The 13,234-nt window shown below is 47.7% G+C and carries 10 protein-coding genes; 2 read left to right on the top strand and 8 right to left on the bottom strand.

What is annotated here, in order from left to right; all coding sequences use genetic code 11:
• Window positions 1-3: 3 nt before the first annotated feature.
• The 4 genes from HP567_RS17160 to HP567_RS17145 form a co-directional block, all read right to left on the bottom strand.
• Complete coding sequence (locus HP567_RS17160) at window positions 4-759, bottom strand: ABC transporter permease (RefSeq protein WP_173609313.1); 756 nt, start codon at window positions 757-759, stop codon at window positions 4-6.
• Window positions 692-1,534 carry an ABC transporter ATP-binding protein gene (locus HP567_RS17155; protein ID WP_173609314.1) on the bottom strand — a complete coding sequence of 281 codons (843 nt, stop codon included), beginning with the start codon at window positions 1,532-1,534 and terminating at the stop codon, window positions 692-694. Before HP567_RS17155 ends, HP567_RS17160 begins: the two co-directional genes overlap by 68 nt.
• Before the next feature lie 169 nt (window positions 1,535-1,703).
• Complete coding sequence (locus tag HP567_RS17150) at window positions 1,704-3,188, bottom strand: amidohydrolase family protein (protein WP_173609315.1); 1,485 nt, start codon at window positions 3,186-3,188, stop codon at window positions 1,704-1,706.
• A gap of 184 nt (window positions 3,189-3,372) precedes the next feature.
• Window positions 3,373-3,984 carry a DedA family protein gene (locus tag HP567_RS17145; protein ID WP_173609316.1) on the bottom strand — a complete coding sequence of 204 codons (612 nt, stop codon included), beginning with the start codon at window positions 3,982-3,984 and terminating at the stop codon, window positions 3,373-3,375.
• Between the two features lie 254 nt (window positions 3,985-4,238).
• Between HP567_RS17145 and HP567_RS17140 the strand changes: the two genes are divergently transcribed.
• Window positions 4,239-5,066: a hypothetical protein gene (locus HP567_RS17140; RefSeq protein WP_173609317.1), complete on the top strand. Its 828-nt coding sequence runs from the start codon at window positions 4,239-4,241 to the stop codon at window positions 5,064-5,066.
• A 77-nt stretch (window positions 5,067-5,143) separates the two neighbouring features.
• Here HP567_RS17140 and HP567_RS17135 read toward each other — a convergent pair whose 3' ends face one another.
• Complete coding sequence (locus tag HP567_RS17135; RefSeq protein WP_173609318.1) at window positions 5,144-5,653, bottom strand: GNAT family N-acetyltransferase; 510 nt, start codon at window positions 5,651-5,653, stop codon at window positions 5,144-5,146.
• Between the two features lie 279 nt (window positions 5,654-5,932).
• Between HP567_RS17135 and HP567_RS17125 the strand changes: the two genes are divergently transcribed.
• Complete coding sequence (locus HP567_RS17125; protein WP_173609319.1) at window positions 5,933-7,678, top strand: cysteine desulfurase-like protein; 1,746 nt, start codon at window positions 5,933-5,935, stop codon at window positions 7,676-7,678.
• A gap of 40 nt (window positions 7,679-7,718) precedes the next feature.
• Here HP567_RS17125 and HP567_RS17120 read toward each other — a convergent pair whose 3' ends face one another.
• The 3 genes from HP567_RS17120 to HP567_RS17110 are packed head-to-tail and all read right to left on the bottom strand — an operon-like array spanning window position 7,719 to window position 13,231.
• A complete protein-coding gene (locus HP567_RS17120) occupies window positions 7,719-9,329 on the bottom strand; it encodes a SagB family peptide dehydrogenase (RefSeq protein WP_173609320.1) in 1,611 nt (536 codons plus the stop codon).
• 22 nt (window positions 9,330-9,351) lie between these two features.
• The gene (locus HP567_RS17115; RefSeq protein WP_173609321.1) at window positions 9,352-11,292 is read right to left on the bottom strand and encodes a TOMM precursor leader peptide-binding protein; all 1,941 of its coding nucleotides are present in this window, start codon (window positions 11,290-11,292) and stop codon (window positions 9,352-9,354) included.
• Window positions 11,282-13,231 carry a putative thiazole-containing bacteriocin maturation protein gene (locus tag HP567_RS17110; RefSeq protein WP_173609322.1) on the bottom strand — a complete coding sequence of 650 codons (1,950 nt, stop codon included), beginning with the start codon at window positions 13,229-13,231 and terminating at the stop codon, window positions 11,282-11,284. Before HP567_RS17110 ends, HP567_RS17115 begins: the two co-directional genes overlap by 11 nt.
• Between the last annotated feature and the right edge of the window lie 3 nt (window positions 13,232-13,234).

Below are 13,234 nucleotides of genomic sequence, written 5' to 3'. Positions count from 1 at the left end.
CTTTTATGAATGGACTCCCCACTTCATCTGAACGTTGCGTTCGATCCGTGAAAAGACAACATTATCGACGACGGTACCGATGATCGCAATAATGATCATGACAGATATCACCAAATCCATTTGTCCAAGGGAACGTCCCATCTCGAGCAGTTGACCGAGACCACCGCCACCCCCGAGCAGCTCACCAGCCATGAGTGCCCGCCAGGAAAATGCCCAAGCGATTCGAAGCCCTGAGATGATCTGTGGTACGGATGCAGGAAGAATGACTGTTCGTACAAAGTGAAAGCCAGTCGAACCGTAAGTTTTGGCTACCCGCTGATATAGCGGCGGGACATTTTTAAAACCGCTGGTCGCGTTGACCGTCATCGTCCAGGTCGCCCCAATCGTCACGATGAACAGAATGGAGAAGTCATTTAAGCCAAACCAGATAATCGCAAGCGGGAACCAGACAATGCTCGGAATAGATTGAAGCGCCGTCACGACAAACCCAAGCGTATCTTCTACGAGTTTGTATCTCCAAATGAAGTAACCCAATATTAGTCCGACGATAATGGCAATGAGAAAGCCCAACAGGATTCGTCCCATGCTTTTTCCAATCGCGGCGGTAATTTGCCCGCTTATCAAGCCATTTACGAGTGTTTCAAAAATCTGGGTCAAGCTAGGAAACATGAACGATGGCAACCCGGATAATTTAGATGTGACTTCCCATATCGCCGCTATCATAGCGATGAAGATGACCCGTCTTAAAGCTGTAGTCATTGCCCATTTCCTCCTTCAGCACCTTTTCTATCTCTTCTTGCAGGATCGACAGCACCTTCTGCTCCGTGTTGACTGTCACACTGTCCGGCATGACTCCATCGCGCATAGCAGGAACCGCAATGATCTCCTTGATTTTTCCGGGGCGTGTGGCAAAAACGACGATCCTCTCCGCAAGCAAAACGGCCTCCCGGATATTATGGGTAACGAAAAAAATCGTGACCTTGGTCGTCCGCCAAATCTCAAGCAACTCCTTATGAAGAACCATTCGCGTCTGTTCATCCAGCGCCGAGAAAGGTTCATCCATCAGTAAAATGTCGGGTTCCATGACAAGTGCCCGAGCTATGGCTACGCGTTGCTTCATCCCGCCTGAGAGCTGATGGGGATAGGAATGAACATACTTGCTCAAATGGACCATTTTGAGCACTTCCAGCGCCTTTTCGTTGGCTTTCGCTGCAGACATTTTCTTTAACTTGAGTCCGTATGTAACATTTTCCAAAACGGTCAGCCATGGAAATAACCCTGCTTCTTGAAAAACGACGACTCTGTCGGGGCCGGGCTTATTCACTTTGTTGCCAGCAACGTGTATGTCACCGCTGTCCGGTTGATCCAATCCCGCTATCAAGTAGAGCAGCGTCGATTTTCCACAGCCAGAGGGGCCGACAATGGAAACGAAGCTGCCCTTTTCCACTTCCAGATTGATATCATCGAGCACCTTTACTTTTTGTTTCTGTTCATCCACAAAATGTTTCGTAACATTATCAATAGTCAGATACATGACTGCACCTCTTTTTATTCCAACTTAGTCGATGGGGATTATGAATAAATAATGATTAATCCTATCGTTTTTGTCAACTATAATCCAATAAAAAAAGGGAAGGCGGCGGGCACCTTCTCCTATTCAATGCAAGGGCAACACTTTAGGTGCAGCATTAACATTCTCCAAACTACAATTTCGTCGGGTCAAATCTTCTCTCATCCAAATAAGCTCGCGCATGCCCCCAGAAATACTTGCTTGGCTGCATGTAGACTTCCAGGCCTGCCCGCTCGATTGTGCGATTCGCCTCTTCATTCGCTTCCTTGAGAATTTGCTTTTCATCCACAGTCAACACACGGCGTTCGTCCATAATCAGTTCACCGTCGACAATGACATGGTTCACATCTCCACCGACTGCCTGATAGACAACACGATGGACATGCATGTTTTCGGGATTCAAGTGGGCCTGATGCATATTTACTGTAATGACGTCCGCTTTTTTACCAGCTTCCAGCGACCCCAGCTCATCGTCCCAGCCCACACAGCGCGCCGCGTCAATCGTGACCATTTCCAGCAGCTTGCCCGGCGGGAGGTAGTAATAATCGCGCAACGCCGCTTGTTGCAACAGTTGCATTCTGCGCATGGCCTGGAACATGTCAAAAGGAGTCATCGGCGAGGTGCCGTCTGTTGTGATCGCAACAGTGGCTCCCATCTCCAGCAATTCCGTAATCGGGGTGCGTGCATTGATTTGACCAAAACCAGGAGAAGCACTCACATTCGTTCCTGTTTCGGCCAAAATTTTCGCCTCGTCAAAAGAAATTCCCCGACAATGCTGCAAGTGTACATCTGGACCTAAGAGCGCGTACTCTTTGTCTTGAATCGCGAGGTGAATCATGCCTCCAAAAGCATCGGAATGGATGCGCGTGTCGTACTTTTTCGCAATCTCCCTGATTTTCCGCGCTTGGTACCGGTCGAAATCGGTTAAGCCAAACAATTGGTCAGCTGGTGTCGGATAAGACGGATTGACAGAGGTCACGATGACAAAGGGAGTTATGTATGCTCTCGTTTTATCGTTGTTCGTATGATTCAGGGCTTCGATCACTGCTTCTGCTCCAGCGAGAACCTGCTCATAGGTGACTTCCTTCGTTACTTTTTGTCCATCGATCCAGCGGCTGAAAGGATGCGGCCACGGTGGGTTGCATGGACCTGTCGCTACGATTTCGCGAACACCCACCTCGTTGTACGCTTTGGCGTGATTCAAGGCAAAAATCGGATCATCCGAGCGCGGCATCGAGCCGAGTACGCTAACACCTGTCGTAATCCCAGCTTTAAGCCTCTCCAGTGCCGACAACTTGCCCTCGTAGTACCAAAAATCGTCTGTCACGTAGTGCTTATACGTGTTGGTCATGATTGGCATCCAGTCGTTGATATTGTCCGTCGCAATCGTTTTGAACAACGAATGTCCGCCATGACCATGTGCGTCAACGAAGCCTGGGAGTATACAATGATGCGCGCAGTCGATTACCTTTTGCGCGGGATACTTGTCTATTAGAAGTGGAGTGTCGCCCACCTCTACAATTCTTCCTTTATCAATGGCGACTGCCCCGTCCTGTAATACCCGACGGTCTTTGTCCATGGTAATGACTACGCCGTTTACGAGTAACAAATCGATCAAGTTGCATCTCCTCCAGCCTCAAGAATAAGGGCGGTGCCCATGTCACCTGCTCCACCTTCTCTCACCTTAACGCAATTAAGGCGCTTTGTATTTGCAAGAAAATTACGACTTTTTATAATATGTTTACCTCTTGGTTCCAAATGGAAAAACCACCTTCCCTTGAAGGAAAGATGGTTGGAAGGTTCTAGGCATCCACTTTTCGTTTGCGGAGGAAAACAATGAGGAACGCTATCCCCGCGAATGCGAGAACAACATAAACAACATTGGAGTAGAGATCGAAATAGTACAGAATGTCTTCCCATGATTCCCCCAATAAGTGACCTGCCACCACAAGGACGATGTTCCAAATAAACGTACCAAGTGTTGTAAACAACAAAAACAGAGGGAAGTTCATTTTGGTCATACCAGCAGGAATGGAAATCAGGCTTCTGATCAATGGGACCATGCGGCAAAAAAAGATCGTCCAGTACCCGTATCGGTCGAACCATTCATTTGCTTTATGGATATCTGCCGGTTTAATGCGCAGAATATGTCCCCATCTCTCTACGATCTTCTCTATTTTCTTGACATCCAGGTAATAACCGATTCCATAGAGTATGATTGCCCCGATCACAGAACCGATTGTAGCTGACAAGATTACGCCAAAAACCGTTAAGGATGATTGCGTCGTCATAAATCCACCGAACGTCAAGATCACCTCAGAAGGTATGGGCGGAAATATGTTTTCCAGTGCCATCATGAGCAAGATACCGAAGTAACTATATTGTTCAATAATTTGGGTCATCCAGTTCTGCATGCTATCCCTCACAATTATTTACCAATGCTTATCTCTCCAGTATAGAGAGACGCGTTGCATAGTTCAATGAAAAGCGATAATCTTTTCCTTTATTTCAATACGAAAGAAGGAAGTCTTGGGTTACCTTTCCTTTGAAAATTTTCATTTAAAATATTCCTGAGCAAAAAACATTGCAAAGAGAGGTAATATATGGAATATTAAAAAGGTGCCTCCATGCACATTTTTCAAAAACGAATCGTGAGGAGGTGAACTGTGTGTTTCGCAAGATTGTCTATTCACTCGTATGTTTTTTGCTGGTTATGACTGCTGGCGCCGTTAATGTAAACGCGGCCGTACCAAAAGCAACCGGCATGTTTTTCATTGACAAACCATTTAAGAAAGAAGGACTTCGGTTTCAAGTAACCGTTACCGAAATCGACAATCCTAAATACGACTCACCAATGTACCACCTAAATACGATTGTCACGAATATTTCGCGGAAGCCAATTACCTACACGACTGGTCATTGCTATGGTGTAACAAATCAACTAGAAGCGTTTGCCTCTGGAGACTCTTGGGAGCTTCCCTACCCTGAAGACGAACCTGCCTGTACCCCGGACATCAAGGAAAAAACCTTAAAGCCCGGGAGAACATTCGAGCAAGATGAATATTTCCGAACAGACGAACTGCCGAGTGATCTAACGCCAGACTATTTTCAGTTAAACTCTTACGTACACATCCTCATAGGACCTGAAGATAAGGAACGCAAAGAGGAAATTGTAAAGATGCAGACGAAATTTCTTCCAGAGCTGGCTCTCTATCCAGATGAGATTGAGCTCCATGCTGAATCAAGTGAGCTCCCTAAATCGTATTACCAAATCGAAGTGACAGGGAAAGTCTCGAATAAAGAAATCAAGCGCGTAACCATTCAAGTCTTCAATACGGTCATTACGTTGCGAATCGACTCGAAGTCAGGAGAGTTCTCCACGAAGAAAAAAGTAAAAGCAAAAGGCCCTTCCCTTCAATCAGGTATACTCGAAGTAACGTATAAAGATGGTACGAAACATATCTACAACGTTCCCATAGAAAATTCCAGCAACTGATGTTCTCCACGAAAAAAGGACTGCCATGTGTGCGTCCTTTTTTTCGTGTGAAACTCTGATTCTGTTCAGGAGTGCTATTATTTCTGCCTATACCAGTAAATCATTGCTTCGTCCCTCTTAATTTCTGAAAAGCCCAGCTTGACTAATAATTTTGCGGAATCTATGTTAGCTAGCAAGCACCTTGCCGTAATCTTTTTCACATCTGGCTGCAACAGCGCCCAATCCGTCAAGACTTCAGCCGCCTCGTACGCGTAGCCTTTTTTTCGCTCGGCTTCAACAATTCCATAGCCGATGTCCACTTCTCCTTCGGGATTCGGGACTCCTTTGAATCCTACATCACCGATGATCTTCCTGCCATCTTTTGTAATGATCATCCACGATTCAAATCCAGTTGGTTCCCCTGTTCGTTCGAGTGCCTTGATGATTTTGGGTATGGTTTCCATCGCATCCGCATCAGGCCAGCCTTCGCCTAATGTAAGCCCCATAGCCAATAACTCTTCGTAATTTTCATGCAAAATATTCGTCGCTATTCTATGTGTAAATGGAATCAATTTGAGCCGTTGTGTATGAATGCTTTTTTCATTCATGGACAGGTACCCCTTCCTCTTTCCTTTATTATCGGTGAAAATATTTACGTTGGATTTACTCGACATATGTCTTTTCAGAAAGGGTCTATTCCTACACCTCAGCTTCTCTTTCCATACTCCGATAATAAGAATCGCTCGGGCATCACCATTATAGCATGATTTTCCAACACTCTTTCTGAGAACGAATAGAAGATTGATTAATTGGAATTTTTTTCGAATAATGAGAGATAACGAATGATGATAGACACAACGGACATCCAGTCGATAAGGAGTGAAAAAATGTCTACAACGCTAAACACTGCGCTTGTCCGCATTCAGCCCTGGGCGGATCACGATCTTTCCTTGCTGCGTCTTTTGAATGCGCCAGCCATGATGGAGCATCTTGGAGGCCCAGAGACGGAGGAACAGCTCCTTGCTCGGCACGAACGATACGTCAATAAAGACGGACAGCTTACCAGCAAGATGTTCAGTATCGTTCTGCTTCCAGATCACACCACTGTCGGAAGCATCGGCTATTGGGACCGCATCTGGCAAGGAGAAAACGTATACGAAGTAGGCTGGAGCGTCCTGCCTCCTTATCAAGGGAAAGGGATAGCCTCAGCGGCTTTAGCCTCACTCATCGCACACATCAACCAAGAACAGAGACACAAGTTTATTCATGCCTTCCCCTCCGTGGACAATCCTGCCTCGAATGCCATTTGCCGAAAGCTCGGTTTCACTCTGCAATCAGAATGCACCTTTGAATACCCTCCTGGAAGTTTTATGCGCTCGAATGATTGGCGATTAGAAGTTACATCAGGACATTTCCCCATTGAAAAAGTCCGAGAGCAATTCCCCGCACTTCAACGAACGTACAAAGGCAAGCCAGTTGTTTATCTGGATGGTCCAGGCGGCTCGCAAGTCGTAAAATCCTCCATGGACGCGATCTATCACTATATGGCGAACGGTGGAGCGAATTTACATGGCTCCTTTCCAACGAGCAAGGAGACAGAAGCCATTCTGGCAGATGCCAAGCAAGCCGTAGCCGATCTCTTCCACGTAAGGCCGCTAGAGGTTGCCTTCGGTGCGAATATGACCACCCTGACCTTTGCCATTGCTCGTGCATTAGGTCGGCATTGGAAAGAAGGGGATGAGATCATCGTCTCCGAGATGGATCACCGCGCCAATGTAGACCCGTGGCTGACTGTTGCCGCTGATCGCGGAATGATCGTTCGGTGGTTGAAGGTGAACAAAGAGACACTTACGTTACAACTAGATGAACTCGATACCCTCCTTACTTCCAGAACCAGACTTTTGGCAGTCGGGCTTGCTTCCAATGCTGTCGGAACGATCCATGATCTCGCTGCCATTTCCCAAAAAGCACGCGCAAAAGGAGTCGTTGTTGCTGTCGACGCCGTGCATGCGGCCCCTCACTTCTCCATCCATCGTGACGAGATTGGAGCCGATATCCTGCTCTGTTCCGCTTACAAATTTTTTGGTCCACATGTCGGAATCGCTGTCATCTGCAAAGAAATTTTTGAAGCACTCGATGTTTACAAATTGGTTCCCGCTCCCTCTTCTTATCCAGATAAACTGGAGACCGGAACACAAAATCATGAAGGGATCGCAGGAATCAGACCCGCTATTGAATTTGTTGCATCACTTGGTCTCGGTGATAACTTCCCAGAAAAAATCCGCTCAGGTTACGAGGGAATCGAAGCTTATGAAAATCAGCTGGCAGAAAAGCTCCGAAAAGAACTAGGCGCAATGAAGGATGTCACCATTTATCAAGCAGGTGAAGATGTACCGAAAACACCGACGATCGCTTTTCGGATCGAAGGGATTTCTCCGCAAGAAGTATGTGAGCGATTGTGTGAGGAGCATAGCATATTCCTTGCGGATGGGGACTTTTATGCGACAACACTCGCCAATTGTTTGGGAATCAATGAAAGTGGCGGCTGGATACGAGCGGGGCTGGCACCGTATAATACCCACGAGGAAATGGACCGTTTCATTCAAGGTATCAAAGCCATTATACGAGCATAATACAAGACCCGGGTCAACGAGACTCGGGTCTTCCACGTTTTTATCCATGAAGCCCGGTCTGAAATCTGGCGCGGGGGCGATAGTGCCCGACCGGAATTTGAATCAAGCAGGTTTTCTCTTCGGTCTCTAGCTTGTAAAGATCATCGCAATTCTCCACGTCAAATCCGAGTAGCGGATGACCACCCATTCCACACGTGAACGCTGCCAAAAGCAAGTGATGCACGACGATTCCCGCCTCCATCTGCTGAATGCGATACCCTCGATAACCCAACTCATTGATCAGATGATCACGTTTCCCCGCCACATGAAAGCAGAGCGGCACTTGATACAAATTTACGTTGTCCAGAGTCATCCCGTCTTGAAGGCGTGCTCGTAAATCTCCATATACAATCGGATAAAGCGCGTGCTCCCGTGGTTCGTATGCATATGCCCCATCTTGCATCCCTTCGACCTGATGAATGCTTACATAGAGAGATAGCCTTCTACAAGCTGCTTCCTGATTATTTCCCAAATCATTGCCATACGATAGAGCACTCATCGTCATTTCCATGATACGCGCTACCTGATTCAGGTCTGTTTTCCTCTTGACAAAGTCCATTTCCGGTGAAAAACGCTCCCGGCAATATTGCGCCAGATCATAGCTTGGTTTCTGCAAACGCGGGAGAAGGATTCGCTCATCAAAATGACGAGGCCACTTGCTTTCCAACTGATCCGAATATCGTCTAAATGCATAGGTAGATGCCTGCATGGCAGCTTCATTCATTTGCAGAAGTGCAGGATATTGCCTCATTCTTTTTGATCGCATCACGTGCACATGCTTTTGCTCAGGCAGTTCTCTGATTAGCTCGCTTGCTGTCTCTTCCTCTTCTCGTTCTGTCCATTGTGCCGGTGAGTGCGAATACCTTCCCCCTTCTGTTTGAAGCGATAAGGGGACTACCGCGTAGACACTCTCTTGATCGGCAGACAATCCTAGCAGTGTATTCAACGCTCTATCCAGGAACTGGTAGTGTACCGAAGTCGTCACGCCGAGCTGGCTTGCCATTTCCTGCAATTGCCCAAGCAGTACACCAGCATCGAGGCCCTGCAATCGATAGGAAAACTCATCATACTTAAAAAAGTTCTTCCAAAAATAGATGGATACGAAAGCAACTCCAAAGCATGCATGTACCGGACAACTGCCACCAAGCGCTCGGCTAAGGACGTGATCAAAATTCCCTTCGCGCAACTGTACGAGTCTGTGATGAGCCACATCGTAGTGGTATAGACCTGGAGGAATACTCGATAGCTTCACATACACGTACAGCTCACTCGGATAGAGCCCTCCCCCAGATGGAACAGGTCTTCGATTCGTTACAAGCGGCCAAAACGACTCAGATTCTGCATCTGCCGAAGTCGTGGTTACCAACGATTGGCTGATTTGGATCAGTCCGTAGCTATACCATAACCAAGCGCCCAATTGAGGAAGAGACATTTCTTGTGAAACCGTTTGATCTACAAGTGAAAAAGGAATATCTTCTGGCAATGGAATGACAGGTAGCCCCCTGTACACTTTGTATGTAAGTGGCGCATCCCCCCAATCCACTTCACTATCACTTGACCTGGCGTTTTCTGTATCAAAATGAAGGCGGTACAAGAAATTTTCGAGGCTCATCCGGCTCACTCCCAGCTGCATGTTATGGAAACGGATGCGGAAAAGGATTCAACTCATCTACACGCAGTGGTTGTTTCGCGTAACCCAGTTTCACAGGGACCTCCAATACTCTTTTCAATCCCGTTACTCGCGTGAGATGATGGCCAAAAGTCATCGGAAGCATGCCAGGAATCAATACACGCACGCAAGATAAGTCATGGCGCCCTACCTCTGGTGTCGTTTGATCCACCACAATGACATCGAGATCTACCTCTTGGAACACACCGAGCAACTCCCGCAAATCGTCTGTTAGATCACGATTTTGGTTTCTTCTAGGAAAGCGTTCAGCGAATGACACCATCGGACGTGAATCATCTATAAGAAAGGATAAGCGCTCCGCTGCTTCCGGCAAGCTGTAAAGCATCGCATGATCGTCCATCTTTTTCACCAAGGACGAATCATGGAGCATGCGCAAGTATTTGTCTCGGTTTGCTTCGTACTTGTCTGTCAAGGTCATGAGCATGGCAGCCGTTTCGAAAATGGAGCTTTTTACCGCGCGAATAGGGTCTGGATGCGCTCCTGCTGCACAAATGAGGTGCAGGCCTTCCACTCCACGGTTTTTCGCAATCGTCCATACAGCAGGAATTCCATTTTCCATGGTCGCATCGAACAAGTACAAATCGTAATTGGTAACGGTCTGCATCCGATCGATCAACAGAAGCAATTCCCGATCATTGACCGTAGCGGGATCGAGTCGCGGCAATGGCAATTTGGCATACCAGGTCAACAAAAAAGCATCTCGCTCCACCACTTCGAGGATGCCGTAAAAGATCGCCTCCTCCAAACTACCACCTAATGCACAGCCATTGGAGGTCTCAAATACAACTCCCTCCCCGAATCCCATACTATAGTAGGCCATGAGTTCTGGTACAAGAATGGGTCGCTCTTCTTTAAAAGAATACCCCCATACCCAGTTCATTTCCCGCTTGGGATCAAACGGCTGAAACGGAAAATCAGGCAGGGCATACTGCTCTTCTGAATGGGTTCCCGCCGTCGTCGGGTCAAGGGCATTCGGTGCAAGGTTTGCGTAGCAGTCGCGTACCATCGTCCTCTTGCCACGCGGCATCAGCCCGCAATATCTTTCCATTCCTTCCAGAATCGCCGTTATCTCACTATCCGCGTATGAAACAGATCTGCCTGCCGTACCCTCGTCATGCGAAAATAACGGCAGATTGACACTAACATCTGCGAACACAGAGACAAGATCACGCATTTTCCCATTCAAAAACCCAGTACGGGAATCCAAATATTCGGTGGAAAGTGCTTGTTTCAACTCGGCAACGGGTTTGGTCCGATAGCTGTCCGGGCTTTGTTTTACGATAGGCTTCAAACGTATCCTCGCCTGCTCTTTGGAATCCTCAGGTAACTGACTGCATACCGGACATAACGGATTCGGCAAAAAGAAGTGGCGCGTGCTTGTCAATGTTTGCAAATCAATGAACTGGATATGCTCTGAAAACTGGGCTTGCCTGCCGTCTCCTATACGATCAACTTCCGCGCTTACATGGTATGCCACCTGTAACAATCCTGAACGGGATGCCCACGGGTCACGGGGTATGCCACCTTTTTCACTCAGCATGTGTTGTACCTTCCACATCTCTTTGCGATCGCGTCCCGCCATCAGTCGCCGCATATCTGCACACTGGGAGCAGCCTGTTTGACCTGGACGAACCAACGGGCCTACGATGGCCTCCCCGAATGAAACAAAGCCGCGTAGCCATGCGATATTTGTTTGCCGAAAATGTTTTTCTGCCTGCAAATGCAAGGCAGGATGGTACGTATCGTGTAACAGGAGAGCCAAATCAGCTCGACTTGTCGCCGACTCCATGGTTTCACTGTGCCACACACGATAGTCCTTTCTCAAACGTTCCGAAACCAGCTCTGCCAGTACTCCGTCTCCGATAAGCAGAATATCAGATGTCATTGGGCACCTCCCTCGAAAGCTGCAGGGCGAATACACCGCCAAGGTCTTCTTCCAGGAAAGGCTCTATCGCGGCATTCATGACTAGCGGAGTAAGGTGATGAAGGGCCAGCACCTCGAGAGCTTGTATCCATACTGCTCTTTCCGATTCTTCCTGAACGCTGTTTAGTGCAAGCTCGATGGCTTCACCCGTTAATCCAACAGATTGCGCTGTCAGGACATACTTAGAGACTTGGTTGGATGGAGTCTGAACCTGTTGCAAGGCAAACATCAGCGCTGATCGCAATGCATCTCGCTCCTGCAAGCCAATACTCCCGTACCAACCCGCGAGCGTTCCCACCCAATACACCGGAAATCCGGACACCTCATACCCCTTTGCAATTATTGGTTTTTCACCCAACGTAGTAAGTGACCGGACATAAAATTGGCATGGTTCATCAGCAATCGTGTCAACGCGTACTGGTCGTCCTGTTGGTTGTCTCCCTTTCATTTCTGATGTATGCATGATCGTCAAGCAATGTCGAAGTGCACGATTAAGTCCTTCTGCTGGCGTTTCCCCTGCGCCGACTCCGATATTGCCATTTCCTACAGCTCGGAAAGCAGCGTCTGTGGTTGCAAGGTGGTTCACCAATCTTCCAACATACATTTCTACCCCAAGAAGCCCCGCTTCTCTACGTGCCTCTTCATGGGTATAACCAGGGCAGACAACTGGCGACATCAGCTCCGCCGGGCCTTCTGAGACAGGATCGACAGCTGTAACCATACACTGTGTGAGCGGTAATTGCGTGAGCTCACCCTCATCCCAGTTGTGAAAAATTCCTGTATCCGATGAGGTCCACGACTGAAACACAGACTGTAGTCCTTCCTTTGGTTCTGTCTTATCGGCTAGTCGAGATTCAAGCTCTTTTCTATCCAATATCTCCAGGCACATCTCTTTATTCACCATCGGATGGGGCAGGAATGATCCCCAGCTTCCTTCCAATGTCTCCAAATTCAGAACATACACCTTGTTTTCATTCTGCGCTTCATTGACACCAGTCACATGTTTAAACCATTCGAACACTGCAATATTCGCCAGTATCCCTGCTGCCGTCATTGAAAATGGATGTTGATCGGGATCCGCACATAAAGTCTGTCGGTGCAAACGACGCCAAGCCGATTCTAGGCAAGCGGCTGATTCGGGATGAATCAGCGGTCCAGCTATTCCTTTTTGCATCAGACAAACGGCAGGAACAAATACTTTCTGCCTCTCTCTGCATACGGAATGAATGACGCTCATTTCATCCTTGCTTACTTGCGCTGAGGTGTACAAAACAGCAGCGAAAGGCTCAATAGCCTCCGACCACTCTGCAATGCCCCACGACGTTGGTTTCAGCTCCTCCAGCTTGACTTGCGCGTCTTTCCTGCGAGCATGCTCGATGATGGTGTCTAATCGCCCGCGATTCGTAGGAGCTTCGTTCGTGATGACGTAATGGAATTGAACGCAGCCTGATTCTAGCAAGGCGTGGGCAACAGAAAGGAGAAAGGAACCTGCCCCAATGATTAGTACCTTTTCCGTTCGATATTTTTGAAATAGATATCCACCCGATCCGCCAAACTGGTCCAAAAATTCAATCTGTTCTGCATAGGCCGTCATGATTTCAGGCGATAGTTCATGTGGCTTCTCTCGACTGATGTCTTGAAGAAATCCATTTTGTAAAAGCGTGTCTGCCACTTGGTATATTTGTTGCTGGTATTCTTCCGGCAAATCGTCAGTCAATTGGGCCAGCGTGTACTCCCCATTAAACATCGGCATGAGCTGGTCAACCCATCGATCAATCATATCCCCCTTCATTCGAAATGTTCCGATGTTGTTCCGAAAGTATACACTCCCATCTGAATCAGGCAGATAAACCGTATCCCGCTTCACTTTTATGCGCATTGAAGGATTCAGCCTAACCATTCT

Source organism: Brevibacillus sp. M2.1A (genome assembly GCF_013284355.2).
GTDB lineage: Bacteria > Bacillota > Bacilli > Brevibacillales > Brevibacillaceae > Brevibacillus.
Note: the sequence above shows the minus strand (reverse complement) of the source record. Positions and strands in the feature narration are given on the sequence as shown.